Annotated in this window: 20 protein-coding genes and 1 tRNA gene; 12 read left to right on the forward strand and 9 right to left on the reverse strand. The window is 40.7% G+C overall.

All coding sequences use genetic code 11. The features are described from left to right. Window positions 1-2: 2 nt before the first annotated feature. The 8 genes from BMW86_RS00810 to BMW86_RS00850 all read left to right on the forward strand — a co-directional run bounded on the left by BMW86_RS00810 (window position 3) and on the right by BMW86_RS00850 (window position 6,240). Window positions 3-2,822 carry a sialidase family protein gene (locus tag BMW86_RS00810; RefSeq protein ID WP_089778026.1) on the forward strand — a complete coding sequence of 940 codons (2,820 nt, stop codon included), beginning with the start codon at window positions 3-5 and terminating at the stop codon, window positions 2,820-2,822. Window position 2,823: 1 nt separating this feature from the next. Beyond that, window positions 2,824-3,822, forward strand: a complete 999-nt coding sequence (locus tag BMW86_RS00815) for a hypothetical protein (protein ID WP_089778028.1) — start codon at window positions 2,824-2,826, stop codon at window positions 3,820-3,822. Window positions 3,823-3,839: 17 nt separating this feature from the next. Then, window positions 3,840-4,085: a hypothetical protein gene (locus BMW86_RS00820; RefSeq protein WP_089778031.1), complete on the forward strand. Its 246-nt coding sequence runs from the start codon at window positions 3,840-3,842 to the stop codon at window positions 4,083-4,085. 3 nt (window positions 4,086-4,088) lie between these two features. After that, on the forward strand, window positions 4,089-4,367 hold the full coding sequence (locus tag BMW86_RS00825; RefSeq protein WP_089778033.1) for a hypothetical protein: 279 nt from the start codon (window positions 4,089-4,091) through the stop codon (window positions 4,365-4,367). 40 nt (window positions 4,368-4,407) lie between these two features. After that, the gene (locus tag BMW86_RS00830) at window positions 4,408-4,926 is read left to right on the forward strand and encodes a hypothetical protein (RefSeq protein ID WP_143056446.1); all 519 of its coding nucleotides are present in this window, start codon (window positions 4,408-4,410) and stop codon (window positions 4,924-4,926) included. Further along, the gene (locus BMW86_RS00835) at window positions 4,916-5,437 is read left to right on the forward strand and encodes a hypothetical protein (protein WP_089778036.1); all 522 of its coding nucleotides are present in this window, start codon (window positions 4,916-4,918) and stop codon (window positions 5,435-5,437) included. Before BMW86_RS00830 ends, BMW86_RS00835 begins: the two co-directional genes overlap by 11 nt. A gap of 269 nt (window positions 5,438-5,706) precedes the next feature. Continuing rightward, a complete protein-coding gene (locus BMW86_RS00845; RefSeq protein WP_089778041.1) occupies window positions 5,707-5,952 on the forward strand; it encodes a hypothetical protein in 246 nt (81 codons plus the stop codon). A 102-nt stretch (window positions 5,953-6,054) separates the two neighbouring features. Continuing rightward, entirely contained in the window at window positions 6,055-6,240 is a 186-nt protein-coding gene (locus BMW86_RS00850) for a hypothetical protein (protein ID WP_089778043.1), read from the forward strand. Here the strand turns inward: BMW86_RS00850 and BMW86_RS00855 are convergent. Together BMW86_RS00855 and BMW86_RS00860 are read right to left on the reverse strand one after the other, a co-directional pair. Beyond that, window positions 6,218-6,400, reverse strand: coding sequence for a hypothetical protein (locus BMW86_RS00855; RefSeq protein WP_089778045.1), 183 nt, complete (start codon window positions 6,398-6,400; stop codon window positions 6,218-6,220). The two genes, BMW86_RS00850 and BMW86_RS00855, sit on opposite strands and share 23 nt — an antisense overlap. A gap of 10 nt (window positions 6,401-6,410) precedes the next feature. Next, window positions 6,411-6,644 carry a hypothetical protein gene (locus BMW86_RS00860; protein WP_089778047.1) on the reverse strand — a complete coding sequence of 78 codons (234 nt, stop codon included), beginning with the start codon at window positions 6,642-6,644 and terminating at the stop codon, window positions 6,411-6,413. Between the two features lie 85 nt (window positions 6,645-6,729). Between BMW86_RS00860 and BMW86_RS00865 the strand changes: the two genes are divergently transcribed. Continuing rightward, window positions 6,730-6,954, forward strand: coding sequence for a helix-turn-helix domain-containing protein (locus BMW86_RS00865; RefSeq protein ID WP_177189120.1), 225 nt, complete (start codon window positions 6,730-6,732; stop codon window positions 6,952-6,954). On the opposite strand, the gene BMW86_RS00870 is transcribed toward BMW86_RS00865, so the two are convergent. After that, the gene (locus BMW86_RS00870; protein WP_089778051.1) at window positions 6,951-8,201 is read right to left on the reverse strand and encodes a tyrosine-type recombinase/integrase; all 1,251 of its coding nucleotides are present in this window, start codon (window positions 8,199-8,201) and stop codon (window positions 6,951-6,953) included. The two genes, BMW86_RS00865 and BMW86_RS00870, sit on opposite strands and share 4 nt — an antisense overlap. 134 nt (window positions 8,202-8,335) lie before the next feature. Next, window positions 8,336-8,420, reverse strand: a tRNA-Ser gene (locus tag BMW86_RS00875). Between the two features lie 146 nt (window positions 8,421-8,566). On the opposite strand from BMW86_RS00875, the gene BMW86_RS00880 reads away from it, so the two are divergent. Further along, window positions 8,567-10,594: a T9SS type B sorting domain-containing protein gene (locus BMW86_RS00880; protein ID WP_089778053.1), complete on the forward strand. Its 2,028-nt coding sequence runs from the start codon at window positions 8,567-8,569 to the stop codon at window positions 10,592-10,594. On the opposite strand, the gene BMW86_RS00885 is transcribed toward BMW86_RS00880, so the two are convergent. Genes BMW86_RS00885 through thiD form a run of 5 tightly spaced genes read right to left on the reverse strand, consistent with a single transcriptional unit; the run spans window position 10,583 to window position 13,563 of the window. Next, window positions 10,583-10,984 carry a hypothetical protein gene (locus tag BMW86_RS00885; protein ID WP_089778055.1) on the reverse strand — a complete coding sequence of 134 codons (402 nt, stop codon included), beginning with the start codon at window positions 10,982-10,984 and terminating at the stop codon, window positions 10,583-10,585. The genes BMW86_RS00880 and BMW86_RS00885 overlap by 12 nt on opposite strands. Next, the gene (locus BMW86_RS00890) at window positions 10,968-11,681 is read right to left on the reverse strand and encodes a methyltransferase (RefSeq protein WP_089778057.1); all 714 of its coding nucleotides are present in this window, start codon (window positions 11,679-11,681) and stop codon (window positions 10,968-10,970) included. Before BMW86_RS00890 ends, BMW86_RS00885 begins: the two co-directional genes overlap by 17 nt. Next, window positions 11,669-12,406: a DUF2071 domain-containing protein gene (locus BMW86_RS00895; RefSeq protein WP_089778059.1), complete on the reverse strand. Its 738-nt coding sequence runs from the start codon at window positions 12,404-12,406 to the stop codon at window positions 11,669-11,671. Before BMW86_RS00895 ends, BMW86_RS00890 begins: the two co-directional genes overlap by 13 nt. Next, window positions 12,366-12,743 (reverse strand): DoxX-like family protein, encoded by a 378-nt coding sequence (locus BMW86_RS00900; protein WP_089778061.1) that lies wholly within the window; start codon window positions 12,741-12,743, stop codon window positions 12,366-12,368. Before BMW86_RS00900 ends, BMW86_RS00895 begins: the two co-directional genes overlap by 41 nt. A 1-nt stretch (window position 12,744) precedes the next feature. Then, on the reverse strand, window positions 12,745-13,563 hold the full coding sequence (gene thiD, locus BMW86_RS00905) for a bifunctional hydroxymethylpyrimidine kinase/phosphomethylpyrimidine kinase (protein WP_089778063.1): 819 nt from the start codon (window positions 13,561-13,563) through the stop codon (window positions 12,745-12,747). Between the two features lie 73 nt (window positions 13,564-13,636). On the opposite strand from thiD, the gene BMW86_RS00910 reads away from it, so the two are divergent. Together BMW86_RS00910 and BMW86_RS00915 are read left to right on the forward strand one after the other, a co-directional pair. Further along, window positions 13,637-14,104: a MarR family winged helix-turn-helix transcriptional regulator gene (locus BMW86_RS00910; RefSeq protein WP_089778065.1), complete on the forward strand. Its 468-nt coding sequence runs from the start codon at window positions 13,637-13,639 to the stop codon at window positions 14,102-14,104. 1 nt (window position 14,105) lies between these two features. After that, on the forward strand, window positions 14,106-14,594 hold the full coding sequence (locus BMW86_RS00915; RefSeq protein WP_089778067.1) for a GNAT family N-acetyltransferase: 489 nt from the start codon (window positions 14,106-14,108) through the stop codon (window positions 14,592-14,594). The last annotated feature ends 2 nt before the right edge of the window (window positions 14,595-14,596 follow it).

Here is a 14,596-nt window from a genome sequence, read left to right on the forward strand (position 1 = left end):
CAATGAGAATCGCAAAAATATTATCAACATTACTTTTATTTTCCACTCTTTGTTATGGACAATTACCAAGTAGAATCAGGAACGGATATAGTTTCCCTGACACAGTTAAATTTAGTATGTTGACGAATGCAACAGATAAATTTTTGTCAACTAATCCGCAAGGAATAGCAGGTTTGGTAAGAAATCCGGTGTACTCTTTTACAACTGAAGGTGCCGCGGTTATAGATTCAGCTAATAATACAGATAATTTGCGAAACGATGGAGCTGCTATTGTAAAATTAAACGATGGTAGTTATTTAGTAGCATATAATCATTACGCCGGATCGTCAAGCGATGCATCAGCCGCTACTATTTGGTTAGCTAACTCGAACGATGGTGGAGATACTTGGTTCAATAACAGATTGTTATTCGATACCATTCCCGGTGGAGGCAGCACTGGAAACAAGAATCTTATGCCAGCTTTTTACCGTCAAAATAATGGGAATATTATTTTAATATTTAGTAAGAATATTTTTCCAGTCACAAAAAGTTGGCTGTATAAAAGTATTAGTACAGACGATGGTTTAACGTGGTCGGCCCCGTCCTTAATCCACAGCGATAGTAGTTACAAACCTATCGCATTCGACAGGATTATAAAGACGAATACAGGCAGGCTATTGCTGCCTTATCCCGTTCTAGTCGCAGGCAATGGACCTTCTACCTCTTCAATTTATTGGGGGAAGTTCTTCAAATCAGACGATGATGGAGTAACATGGGACACCATCACAAATGCTACCGTAGACAATGGACCTTGGAATGTTACAGAACCAGGTGTCTACCAACTGGCTGATAATTCAATCACGTGTTATTTCCGCACGACACGCGGATATATTTATTCGGTAAAATCCACGGATGATGGAAATACCTGGACCACAGTCCCTGCCAATACCGGAATAGAGTCACAAAATGCATTATCCACAATAAGATATTTCCCCGGCTTGAAAATGCTTATTGGGGCTGGAACAGATGTGGATTATGGGAACCCTACGTCAACTACCGCGCGGCGCGTGATTCAACTATTCGCCAGCTCAGATGATGGAAAAAATTGGGGTAAAATACTCAAAGTTGATCAGGCAGAAAGTGGTAATCTAGTTAATGAACCTACTGTCTTTGTTGATAGTGCTAAAAACAAAATGATAATTGCATACAGTATCACTTATCCCACATCAAGTAATTATAATTTGGTGACAAAAAACATGCAATTACCTTTCGTCTACAAGCAGACTGACTATTTTAGCAATGTCATTACAGGAAGAAAAAAAATAACAACAACCGATACCAGATTGCTGGAAATTTTCAATAAGGATGTTCCTGATACTGCAGGTACTTGGTCTTTGCAAAATTATCTCAATAGCACTTCATCCTTTTCTCCATTGAACGTGATAGTTACAAATAATCCTGCATTCGGATATATGACCAGGATTCAAAGATATGTAGGCGGTGGCATAGCCCACTGGTACATGCAGTTTGGTGACACTATATACAAGAAAGCTGTAGGGGCCCCGTTATTGCGAATCGACAACAGTTATAACAACGCCTATAAGCTCTATGAAGACGGCATTGTAATACCGCGAGATAGCAGTTTTGGGACTGGAGAAGCGGGAAAGCTACGGTATAATAGTTCTTATGGAGTCGCGGAAATAAACGATGGCAATCAATACGCAAAGTTAACTGAGAATATTATACTTGACCTGGATTCCACTCGACTTTCATCAGGCGGTACTATTTATAATGATAGCCTTTTATACAATAGAAGTTTAATCATTTGGAGCGATGAGCATGGCCGATTTTTAAAGAATTCTGAATTCACACTTCTTCCTGGTGGTGGTTTTACATTATCAGTTCATCTTTCAAACACTGGTAGATTAATCGTACAATCTTTTATCCCTATTGTGAAGAAAGAATATAAATACACACTTGATTCAATCGCAGGATATACTGCTGTTTATTCTTTCAGAAGGCTACTTGCCAGATATAACGGACCTGTTGTGCGCGTCCGCAACGGAACAACAGGAGTAGTTAGAGATATATACTTCAATGGTGATAGGTTAGATACAATTCGTTTGAAATTATTCCTTGGCACCGCAACGGGATTTGTTGAGAAATGGTATGATCAATCAGGTAATGGGCTAGATTGGAGCCAAACAACTCTTACCGCACAGCCTACTTTACACGTTGATGCTAACGGTAGATATGACATGTATTTTCCTACTACTGTCGCAAAAGCAACCATACTCAGTAGCCAGGGCAATTTCAATTACCTGCACAATTCTGTAGGATCAGCGTCGATTGTCAGCAAGATCGGAAGTGCAACTACTACATCATTAGATGGACTTTTTGGTAATAATCAAGGCACTTCTGGAACGATAGGTATATATGCGCGATATGATAATCGTTCTGCATCAAGTAATACTAATGCTATTACGGTGCAAGTGCAGCGAGGGGTTACTTCGTCTTTCACGTCATCTTCAACGATACAGAATGCTGTTACGGTTGGCAGCACGTTCATGTTGACAGTTGGCTTTGATAATACTAACGCAACTCCCGCAAACCGTCTTTCAATATATATCAACAATGCGGCGGTTGTCAATAACAACGTACTAACAAATGGTGTTAGTGCATCTAACGCCGCACTGCCTATGCAAATCGCGGCGTATGGTGGCAATGCAGGCGGTGCTACAGATTGCTATTTTTCGGAACTGGTATTTTTCAATAAAAATCTATCAGTTGGAGAAGTTGGGCAGCTGAAAATAAATCAGAACAATTACTTTAATATTTACTAACATGAAATCACTGTTTTCTTTATTCATATTCTTTTCTTTTTTTCATGCCACCGCTCAGGTAGTGAACTCAAATGTGCCTCGCCGCACGGATGGTAGAAATATCGTACAGGATAGAGCATTATGGGCAGATCGTATACTCATTATTCCTCGTTATTCTGGTTCTACAAATCTCAATGGAGGTGTAGACACAGTGGGATATTTGGGATTCAATTCATCAGATACAACGCTTAATGTCAGAGGTACCGGTATATGGTTCCCATTTCCATCGAAAGCCTGGGTATTAACCCAGATAGGTGTTCCTTCACTGAGTATATATAATAACAGTAGTTTTCTTACTGGCAATCGATTAGTAGGAGGGCGAAATAATCTATTTGGTCTTACAATTGATTCACTCGCCTATCTCCTTCAGGCAACGCGCAGCTTGACTAGTGATACGACATCGCAAGTGTCCATTGTTCCAGGTCAAACAGAAATGGGTTCATATAGAACGACAGGATCTCGTACAAGTACTTTGAAGACCTCAGTATTACCAGGTAATTATTATGTTAATATATATAATGGTAGCCCTACAGGTATATATCTTGACAGCAGCAATAATACAGGATTAGGAACTCTTGCTCCAACTGAAAAATTGCAAGTTAACGGTAACGTGAAATTAATTCATATAATCGGCAATTCAACGGCTCCTACGGCTGCTATAGGCTCTGCCGTAACAGCCGGATCTGTTGCTGTTACTGGTACCGATATTGCAGGGACTGTGACGTTGACAGTATCTACGGGCGGCAGCTTCGCTACCCTGGCTAATTTCTTTGAACTTACTTTCAATAATACATATGGTATAGCGCCTATTGTATTATTTAGTCCGGTTGATGCCAGTGCTGCTAATCTATCTGCAGTATATGTCAAGAATACAACTACGTCTTCATTTCAATTAGCATCTGCTCCATCCGGAACCCTTAATACAGGTACGTATACCTGGAAATATCACGTAATTCAATAATAATTAATTTATATATTATGCCAGACACAAAATTCGGGTTAGATCAAGTAGGAAACGAAACACCAAAATGGTCAAAGTGGATGTTTCGTATTACAATCATCTTGACCACTGTGGCAGCCTTCGTTATTGCTGCTGATCCGGGCATACCTGATATAATCAAGGTGCGTATCGGTGTATACCTGAAAGGATTAGATATGCTCGTCTTGGGGTTCTCTAAAATGTTTGGAGTGGAAGTGCAGGATACTACTGAAAATAAAAACTAAACGATGAACTGGGATAATATAAGATTCACAGGACGGGACATGATTATGATACTTGCCAATGTGGTAACAGCTACCTCATTCGTACTAATCATGAAGACTGATATTCGTACTCTGGTTTCTGGTCAACAGCGCATGGAAGCTATACAGAAAGAACAACAGGATGAGGACAAAGCTTTCAGAGCAAAATCAGAGGCAGAATGGACAGAGATGAAGGTGAGGGTAAGCATTCTTGAACAAAAGGTTACAAACTTGCAAATTGAATTTGATGCAAAACGTTATTAAAATATTATCAATGATGGTTTTTATATCATCATGTGCAACCGTGCATAAATATAGATCATCCAGCATAAATGATCAGCAACTGATTGATACTAGTTCTAATGAACTTCAGTATCAAAAGGAAACTACTACTGAGGAGAAAAGCACAATGCCTATAACGACGGATGCTGATAGTGTAGAAACATCCGGTACCATGTCCGCTGAGGATACAACAACCCATCAGCAGACGGTTGAAACTGATGATATGAGCCTAACTACCACAGTCACGCCAAAAACTAACGAGAAGGGCAAAATTACCGGGTATGATGTGAACAGTAAGGCTGTCGTAAAACCTAAGAAGGTTGATATTCCTATTAATAAGAAGACAACTACGAAGGAAACAGCCTCAGATAAGAAGAAAACAGGCGTTACGGAGACAAGGATGCAAACAGTGACTACCAGTAGCAAGCAAGCATTTCGTTTCAATATGGCCGGCGTGGTGGCCATTGGAGTTGTTGTAGCATTGGTTCTATTGTTTATATATTTCGGTGGACGATTTAAAAAGATGAAAGATGAAAAATAGTTATCCGGAAAAACCGGAAGTAAAATATCAAAAGACAACCGTCGAAATGGGCGCGGTTGTGGGTTATATGCAATCGCTATTAGTACCGGCAGAGATAAAGAAATCTGCCTATATTATTTTCCGTAACGAATCAGCGAATGGTTCTAAAGGGCTGAATAATAATTACGGGGGGGTACAGGCAGACTCGGGTCGGTGGCCGGCAAAATGGGATAACGATATAGTGGGGACTGTGGCAAAAACAGAAAACGGAACCGGGAAGGTGCGGCTATTCGTTGCCTTTCATGGCTGGCAGGATAGTATCAATTTCTTGATTGAGCGTGTGCAGGACCGGGGATTGTATCTAGGCGGATATGCACGGCTCATAGCGAAGATGCGCATATCAACGGCCACCGACCTTGCTATTGCTTATAAGCGTGACTGGGTAAAAGGACTTAAAGCTTATAAGCCTACTGAAACTGAAGTTGCAAACTTTCTCTCAATGTACAGGCAGGCAGCGAAGATATTTCTATAACATATATTTTGGTTGATAATTTACGGCCTGGGTATTTACCCGGGCTTTATCATTAATACGGGAAACCATATCTAAACATTATCATAATTAGTGAAATTGCACCTGAAAACATTTTGATATATAATACTTTTATTGCGGCCGGGTTTCTACCCGGCCTTTTTAATTTGAAAAACTGTTGCAAAAATATATTTGTGCTAAAAATTGCACAAATGAAAAGAAGTTGTATCTTTGATTCATCAATAACAACCAAAACATCAAAACTCCAAATCATGTCAAGCTATCTTTCAAACATCGCAAACGTATCTGTTCCAGTAATGTTAGTTGATGATATCGAAAATATCGACACCGCTGACGAAAAAATGAAGATTGACCGCAACCTTGAATTAAGCGACTTCAATGATACTTTCATCATTGCTCACGAGAACGGAGACATCTACGGAGTATATACTGACGACACGAATCAGGTTGTTGCACTGACGAACGAATTCAAGATGTTCAGAAACATCCTGGTTTAATCTTACAAATTTAATTGTACCAAGTCTGGGGAGTAGTTTCCCCGGGTATAGGAATCATAAATACTTTACTTACCAGGGCTTCGGCCCTTTTTTGTTTTGCTTATGAGTAATGAAGAGCTACTCACCTGGTTGAAAAACCGTGGAGAGTACATTAAAATAGATCGCATTGCGCGTGAGATTGAGATCCCTGGGCGAACACTAAAAGCATGGGTAGATGGTCAGCGCCCATTACCGGATAAATATGCTAGGTTGGTGAGTGACTGGGTTAAGATCTTTCTGAAGAATTAAGAGTCGCATATTTTGCGATAAGCTTAACTGATCTTTCGAGACCCCATCCATCTTGCTCCATGCAATTTTTGACTGCAGAAATTCCTTCAGCATGATATTTCTGTTCTACACCCTGCTTTTCAAGCTCTTTAATTATTTCTTCGTCAGTAGGTATTTGCATTAAATAAATTTTATTCAGGTCGTTTTCTCTTTATTTCTTTCATAGGTAAGAAGTACTGCTTTATCAAGGACCTCACACCTGGTAATAATTCTTCCTCAATTTCTCCTGATATTAATTCTATTTGATTGTCGTTGATGGCAAACTCAGCTTCTTGTTTTCCTGAAATAACACATATAACAGGTTGCCAAGGCTTCTTGTACATCCTGATAATCACATCTTTGACATAATATTTTGAGGTATGCATACCCTAATTTACTAAAAATTATGTTCGATCGAACCTGTTTTATCGAACAGTGATGATTGAATAGATTATATATATGTTCGTCTTTATGTTACAACAGGACGAACAGAAGATAATAAAACAGTTTGGAAGAAGAATAAGAACACTCCGGAAGGAGCGTGGATGGTCAATTTCGGACCTTTCTCATGAGGGAGAATTAGATGCCGGATATTTGGGCAAGGTAGAACGCGGGAAAGTAAATCCCGGACTTATCTATATTACCGCTTTAGCCCGTGCGTTCGAAATGGAAATATGGGATCTGCTTAAATATTAGAAATCTGGCGTTTTCGCAATCAACTGCTTGATTAATCGCTGTTCTTCCTTCTCCAAATATATCTTTGAAGTATTAGGATTTGTATGCCCCCATCCGACCATGACTGCTCCAAAATCAACTCCGGCATCTCTTTTGTCGTCACCGCCTTTACCCTTAAAAGAGTACATACTAACTGGTATACCTAAATCTTTCTTCACAATTTTATTCCACATCCGGGTAACTCTATTTCGCGTCAAATTGTGTGATCCAGGAGTTAGTCCATTTGAAAATATATACCAATCGGATTCAGACCTATTTGCCCTCACATGTAACCAGTCTAAAAGGTAACTTGGCACTGCTACTTCACGATATATTTTTGTTTTACCGTCTACGTAGGATAATCTAATGATAGAATTCAGCCAATCAATCATACTAAATTTTGTTGCCAATATTTCTACTGGGCGCATACCTGTTACATATTCAAACCTTACAAATGCGCATAATTCCGGCTTGCGCTTAAGAAGTTCTCTTTTTATTATTTGGGCCTCAAGATCTGTAGCATGCCGATTGATACCGGTTTTAATTTTAGGCCTGTTCTTTAGATTCTCGCAAGGGTTATATTCTAAAGCGTCGAGTTCTATTAATTCTCCCAACAAAGCGCTGAGATTTTTCTTATACTTGTTGTATGCGGATCCAGTGAATATCTTTCCTTTCCCTTCTTTATCGTATGCCGCTTGTCTATCTTTGCTAATCTGAAGGAGAAGTTTTTTATAGTGCATCTTTTTAAGACTACCTATCTGATGTTTATCAAGGCCTATTGTAATTGAGGCTTGTTTTGCAAACTTCACTATACTGAAATAAGCCTGCAGAGATCTTTCTTTTAGGGACTCTTCTTTTATCTTATAAGCAGCTGCTAAAGCATCATTGAAAAGGAGCTTAGAGAAGTCTTCTATTTCATCCAGATTAATTTCTCTATCTTTTTGCAACTCATTTACTTGTACCGGTGCGGACTTCTCAAGGAAATCTTCAATGCGTTCATCGAATGGATTCCAGCCATCTTTCAGGGCTTTCTTTGTAATAGCAACAACGCCATCACCCTGGGCATTTCTTTCCTTAATAGTGTGGTAGTAATTAATTCCTAGCCTAACTTGAAATGGCTTTCTGATTTGAGAAGTTGGGCATGTATACCTGAAGCCGATATACCATTCTTTGTCTAAATCATCTTCGTAGGAGAAGAGTTTGGGGGTTGAGTAACCTTGTTTTGGCATGAGCAATAAATTAAAATGTTTGACTTTTTGTTTGACATTTTATTTATTGACACTCCGGAACTGCCTAAAATCAAAGATTAAAAAGAGGGAAACATTGACTCAATAAGACTTTCATGTTTCCCTCAAAAAAAGAGCGGAGAAAGAGGGATTCGAACCCCCGGACCTGTAACAGTCAACAGTTTTCAAGACTGCCGCAATCGACCGCTCTGCCATTTCTCCGCTGCAAAAGTATAAAACTGAATCAATTTTCAAAAAAAAACTTTTCCATATTGAAGGTGAGGTGATTAAAAACCATAAGCACATAGGGTTTCATCGCAAAAAAAACTTATTTTTAAGTTTATTATAGCATCCCGAACGGATTCACCATGCGCTTAAAAGACATTATCCTGTACCCATTTGTGTTACTGGCCTTTATAAAAACCGCTCATGCACAAACATGTACGGCTCCGGGTCAGAACCCTTCCACGGCATTTCCCGTATGCGGTACTAAAACCTTTTCCCAGCAATCTGTGCCCGTTTGCGGAAATCGCACAGTGCCAGGCCCCGCATGTAATACTCCGGGTGACGGTGTTCATACAGATATGAACCCCTATTGGTATAAATTTACCTGCTACACCGCTGGTACACTGGGGTTTAAGATCACTCCCAACGTCATTATTGACGATTACGACTGGCAGATATTCGATATCACAGGCCGTTCTCCCAATGATGTTTTTACGAATAGCAGCCTGTACCTGTGCATGAACTGGTCCGGAGAAGGTGGTGCCACTGGTGCCTCTTCCGCAGGCACAGACGCTAATGTATGTGGCGGATACGGCCAGCCCCTGTTCAGTAGCATGCCTACCCTCATAAAAGGACATGAATACCTGCTACTCATCAGCCACTTCGCAGGAGATTCACAAAGTGGCTACAGCCTGGAATTCAACGGAGGAACAGCTGATATCACAGACCCTACCATCCCCCAGTTAGTATCTTCCACTTATAATTGCGGCGATTATACAGTAAGTGTCAAACTCAGCAAAAAACTGATCTGCTCTTCACTGGCAAAGAACGGCAGTGATTTTGCATTCACTACAGCAGGGCCTGCGATCACCGGTGCAACCGGCATAGGCTGCCTCAACGGTTTCGACATGGATTCCGTCATCCTGACGCTGAATGGCCCCCTAACACCAGGCGATTATACCATCATCACCCAAAACGGGACAGATGGCAATACCATCCTCAATACCTGCGGTAATGCACTCCCTACGGGACAAACCTCCTCCTTCCATATAGATCCTCCCCCACCGGTCCTACTGCGATCTACGATCACCGTAGGCTGCGCTCCGGATATTATAAAAGTCGGTATGTCAGTACCAGTACGTTGCGAATCCATTGCAGCAGACGGCTCCGACTTTCAAATTACAGGTACCACCGCCGTAAGCATCCGCAGTGCCACCGGCAACTGCAACAGTAACAACCTGGCAGACACCATCATACTACAACTCAACCAGCCTATCCAAACGGAAGGAGACTACACCGTACAACTCAACATGGGCAGCGACGGGAATCCTGTACTGGGAGAATGTCATCAGCCTGCATCAACCGGACAACTAGCCACCTTTCATACAGCCGATACCGTATCCGCTGACTTCAGCTATACTATAGACAAGAATTGCAAGGTCAGTACCTTCACACTTAGCCATGACGGCGCACATAAAGTAAACTCCTGGAAATGGACATTCTCCGACGGGGATCAATCCACCCTGCAGAACCTCACCAAAATATATGGTGATTTCGGTGATAAAGGCATCCAACTGGCCGTTTCTAACGGAGTATGCACAGATACCGTATCCAAGACCATCAGCCTCGTACAGACCCTCGGAAGCCTGTTTTCCGTAGATCCCGGCCCTTACTGCCCACTGGATATTGTAAGCGCCAAAAATGAGAGCTTCGGTAGCATAGTTTCCTATCTATGGAACTATGGTAATGGCAATGTCTCTACCAGTCCGGACCCGAACCCCCAACAATATTTTCCTGTCCGCAAGGAACAGCATTTCGTCATACGCCTAATAGTCACCGACAACCTTAACTGCCGGGACACAGCAGACCACATTATCACAGCCGTAACCAGCTGTTATATAGATGTTCCTACCGCCTTCACTCCTAACGGAGACGGCGTCAACGACTACCTCTACCCTCTCAGTGCATACAAAGCAATAGATCTTTACTTCGCCGTATACAACCGCGTAGGACAGAAACTATTCGAAACTACTAACTGGACAAAAAAATGGGATGGTACCGTAAACGGAAATCCTGCAGACTTAGGCACCTATGTATGGATGTTACGTTATACCATGAAAGAAAGCGGTAAAAAGGTATTCAGGAAAGGAACAACTGTATTAATAAGATAAATACCATATCATAAAAAATACAATCGTGAAATAAGTCCACATAAAAGAAAAGATAACATGGATAACCGTCTCAAAGACCTTCCCTTTCCACAACTCAGCGGAGTATACAAAGAATTGAAACATCAATCTTATCCCCCAGAAAACAAATAAACCAAATGACAGCTGACCACCCAATTTCGTATTAACAATATCCGAAGAACAGACCCAGCAAAACACACCCATCAAAAACACTATTAACGCGATAAAGAAGGTATGCACATACATCAGCTGCTTGTTGATCACACTTAAAGGCAACAGTTCTACTTCCCAGTTAAAGTATTTAGGAAAGATGGCATGGATAAAAGAAATCAGCACTAAAATACAACCAACAATTTTAAGATGTAATTCCATTTTTCTGAAGGATAAAAGCAGATAAAAAAGGTGTAACCTTGATTTCCCTATAAATAGTAAGACCCGCTCCTGTAAAGGTACGTATCCATTCTTTTTTAGAGAAAAAGTGAAAGAAGCCGATATTATACGCCATAAAGTTGGGAAGATCTCTCAAATGCTCCAATACAAGTATCTGCCCCTGATCATTCAATCGTGCTTTCAATAAAGAAAAGAATTTAATTCTCTCCTCACTGTTCCTGATTTCATGCGCAGCCATCATCATACAGATAAGATCAGCATTTAATAAAGGAATATTATCAGTACTGATATTCATAGTACCTGGATAAGGGCCATAAGCCTTCCTGGCCCGCTCTATAGAAATCTCCGTATGTTTCACAGGATCATAAAAATCAAAGACTGTCAGTGCTGCAGCAGGAAATTTAGCAGATAACAATACACTTGTTTCATCAAATCCCGCATTGATGTTTACGATATGATCTACATCAGGAAAGTCTATCCAATCCAGTGTATACAGATCAGAATAATCATACACATACCAGGATACCGCCAGAGAAATAACAGTGCTTAATATAATCAACAGGATCAGTAAATACTGATGAAATATAACACAGCCGATAATACCACCTATAGCAATGATATAAAAATGCCAGTTAAACCGGATAATATTTGTCACCCCCTGAAACGCTACCCTTTCCATAATTCGGTTTTACCACTCTTCCAGTAATAAGGAACATTGTTGATGATAAATGCATTTGCAAGACGGATATCTTTCAATCCCAGTTTATTGATAAAACCAGCATTACTTCTGATCACATGCACAGGTGCAGGTGTCCAGTTCGTCCTCACCCCTTCTATGATCACCACCTTCTTCGACGGCTCATCATAAGTAAACGTAAAAGGTAAAGGACCCGCAAAACGCCTGGCTTCTTTCCAGTCGTGAAAAGGGGAATCAGGAGGCAATACAGCTTCTCCCACATCAACGGCTATATCCAGATCAGATTGTTTAGACTGTACATTCACGATACTACCTTCTTCCGTCAAACTGATATCCGTTGTTTTGTAATTATAATGCGTAAATGTATTACCCATTATCTGCATCTTCTTCTTATCCGTCTCAGAACCTATGATATACAATCCACGCAGTCTTTTACCTGCCGTAGTAGTATAACGGACAAAAATCCTGTATCCTGTCAGGATGAAGTCATTCCCCAACCATTGAGGAAATCCTTTAGGTCTTAAATGTTTTGTCTGTACAACTGCAATAGCAATGAAAGCCCATTTATCTTCAAATGTATCCAGCTCCAGACATGCAGGTATCATATGTTTTATCTCAGCAGCAGCAACAGCATAGGTAAGTACCAGGGAGCTTTTAAAGTAAGCTTCAACGGCGAAGGGATGATTTTTTAAGAATGCTAAACTCATTTATGAAGATGATAAGGATAAAAAAGGTGGCGATAATAATATTGATCCTTCCAAATAACAAGAGATCAGGAACAAGTATAAATTCTAAAATATTCATGACAGCTACGATCACTATCTGTGTAATAGCACATAACCTTGATTGTATCCTGGTTAAAACCCAGATGGCCATCAGGATCTCCAATACTCCTATAGTCGTAGTAGCCAGTGTGGCATATTCATCCCCCAATATCCTCGCAACAATCAGCCGGTGCCTCGGAACAAGGTTCAACACTTTGCAAAACAATCCGTTAACCAACCATACCAGTGCTATCAGTATTCTACAAATGTAACTATTCATCTTATATTATTATCTGCTTAACAGGATCAAAGAAATGGTTCACAGGCCCATGCCCCTCACCCGTCTTTACATCCATCCCCTGTTCTATAGCAGTATGCATATAAACACTCCCCTGTTCAATAGCTGCAACCAATTCCATACCACGGGCAAGAAATGCAGTAATAGCTGAAGATAAAGTGCACCCTGTACCATGCGTATTATTGGTAGCAATAGCATTACTGGTAATAATATGTTCAAGACCGGATTTATCCAGATAAACATCATACAACTTACTACCGGATAAATGCCCCCCTTTCACCAACACCGCATTACAACCCGTTTCAAGGATCCTGGCAGCTGCTGCTTTCATATCATCCACAGTATGTAAAGATATACCCGATAATATTCCTGCTTCATCCAGGTTAGGTGTTACCAATGTTACCAAAGGAAATAACAGCTCCTGCAAAACAGTAATCGTCTCCTCTTCCATCAACATACGTCCGCTACTCGATACCATCACCGGGTCCAGTATAACAGGAATGCCCGGATAATCCTTTAAAACGCCCACTATTGCCCTGACAGTGTCTGCACTATGTACCATGCCTATTTTAATCGCAGAGGGCTTAATATCGCTTAAAACAGCCCTTATCTGCCCTTCCACAACAGCAGCAGGAACAGGATGAATACCTGTAACACCTAAAGTGTTCTGTACAGTAATGGCTGTAATAGCAGAAGTACCGAAACAACCCAATGCAGCGAACGTCTTAAGATCGGCCTGTATACCAGCTCCCCCGCTGCTGTCGGAACCTGCAATAGTCAATGTGGAGATGTACTTTTTCATAAAGGTTGAAAGATAGCCAAAATATAATTGACATATACGTAGTCAACTACGTACTTTTTATTATATTTACATAATGAACGTTATTAACGAGTCAGGTATCCTTGCCATTTCCACCAGACTGCAAAGACTGGCGGACCAGATCCGTAAAGACGGGTTACTCATTTATAAAGCCAACGGTATTGACTTTGAGCCTAAATGGTTCCCTGTAATATATACCCTGCACCAGAAATCAACCCTCAGTGTAGTAGAAATAGCGGCTGAAATAGGCTATAGCCATCCTTCTACCATCAGCCTGTTAAAAGAGCTGGAAAAGAAGAAACTGATCCGTTCCAAAAAGGATAAATCAGATGAAAGAAAACGTCTGTTAACATTAACAGAAAAAGGAGCTGAACTGGTAACACAAATGCAACCGGTATGGTCTGTCATGACTGAAGCACTCTCCTCTTTTACCGTCAACCTGATAAAAGCAATAGATGATGTGGAAGAAAAAATGGAACAACAAAGTTTTTACCAACGGGCTCAATCAATAAAAAATAAATAAGATGTCTGTCATCCTAAGAAACATTGAAACAAGAGACAACGAAGCATTAGCTAAGATTGTACGTAACGCATTCATAGAGTTTAATGTACCACAGGAAGGAACTATTTTCACAGAACCTGAAACTGATAACCTGTACCAGTTATTCCAGTTCCCCGGAAGCACCTGCTTCGTGGCAGAAGAAGATGGAATTGTCCTCGGCTGCTGTGGTATCTTCCCTACCGACGGATTACCCGACGGATGCGCAGAATTAGTGAAATTCTATTTGTCCACTGCCGCAAGAGGCAAAGGTATAGGAAGATTACTGATGGAAACATGCTTTGACGCTGCTGCGAAAATCGGCTATACTCAGCTTTACCTGGAATCCTTCCCCGAACTGTCCAAAGCAGTCAGCATGTATGAAAAAGCAGGCTTTAACATGTTACCGGAACAACTTGGTAACTCAGGCCATTTCGCTACTACCATATGGATGCTGAAAGATCTTGTTCATTAAAA

This window comes from Chitinophaga sp. YR573 (assembly GCF_900110995.1).
In the GTDB taxonomy this organism is placed as follows: Bacteria; Bacteroidota; Bacteroidia; order Chitinophagales; family Chitinophagaceae; genus Chitinophaga.

Bases quoted from the DNA above. Each gene is read 5' to 3' on its own strand.
- BMW86_RS00810 (WP_089778026.1), top strand. From the start codon at position 3: ATGAGAATCGCAAAAATATTATCAACATTACTTTTATTTTCCACTCTT.
- BMW86_RS00815 (WP_089778028.1), top strand. From the start codon at position 2,824: ATGAAATCACTGTTTTCTTTATTCATATTCTTTTCTTTTTTTCATGCC.
- BMW86_RS00820 (WP_089778031.1), top strand. From the start codon at position 3,840: ATGCCAGACACAAAATTCGGGTTAGATCAAGTAGGAAACGAAACACCA.
- BMW86_RS00825 (WP_089778033.1), top strand. From the start codon at position 4,089: ATGAACTGGGATAATATAAGATTCACAGGACGGGACATGATTATGATA.
- BMW86_RS00835 (WP_089778036.1), top strand. From the start codon at position 4,916: ATGAAAAATAGTTATCCGGAAAAACCGGAAGTAAAATATCAAAAGACA.
- BMW86_RS00845 (WP_089778041.1), top strand. From the start codon at position 5,707: ATGTCAAGCTATCTTTCAAACATCGCAAACGTATCTGTTCCAGTAATG.
- BMW86_RS00850 (WP_089778043.1), top strand. From the start codon at position 6,055: ATGAGTAATGAAGAGCTACTCACCTGGTTGAAAAACCGTGGAGAGTAC.
- BMW86_RS00855 (WP_089778045.1), bottom strand. From the start codon at position 6,400: ATGCAAATACCTACTGACGAAGAAATAATTAAAGAGCTTGAAAAGCAG.
- BMW86_RS00860 (WP_089778047.1), bottom strand. From the start codon at position 6,644: ATGCATACCTCAAAATATTATGTCAAAGATGTGATTATCAGGATGTAC.
- BMW86_RS00865 (WP_177189120.1), top strand. From the start codon at position 6,730: ATGTTACAACAGGACGAACAGAAGATAATAAAACAGTTTGGAAGAAGA.
- BMW86_RS00870 (WP_089778051.1), bottom strand. From the start codon at position 8,201: ATGCCAAAACAAGGTTACTCAACCCCCAAACTCTTCTCCTACGAAGAT.
- BMW86_RS00880 (WP_089778053.1), top strand. From the start codon at position 8,567: ATGCGCTTAAAAGACATTATCCTGTACCCATTTGTGTTACTGGCCTTT.
- BMW86_RS00885 (WP_089778055.1), bottom strand. From the start codon at position 10,984: ATGGAATTACATCTTAAAATTGTTGGTTGTATTTTAGTGCTGATTTCT.
- BMW86_RS00890 (WP_089778057.1), bottom strand. From the start codon at position 11,681: ATGGAAAGGGTAGCGTTTCAGGGGGTGACAAATATTATCCGGTTTAAC.
- BMW86_RS00895 (WP_089778059.1), bottom strand. From the start codon at position 12,406: ATGAGTTTAGCATTCTTAAAAAATCATCCCTTCGCCGTTGAAGCTTAC.
- BMW86_RS00900 (WP_089778061.1), bottom strand. From the start codon at position 12,743: ATGAATAGTTACATTTGTAGAATACTGATAGCACTGGTATGGTTGGTT.
- thiD (WP_089778063.1), bottom strand. From the start codon at position 13,563: ATGAAAAAGTACATCTCCACATTGACTATTGCAGGTTCCGACAGCAGC.
- BMW86_RS00910 (WP_089778065.1), top strand. From the start codon at position 13,637: ATGAACGTTATTAACGAGTCAGGTATCCTTGCCATTTCCACCAGACTG.
- BMW86_RS00915 (WP_089778067.1), top strand. From the start codon at position 14,106: ATGTCTGTCATCCTAAGAAACATTGAAACAAGAGACAACGAAGCATTA.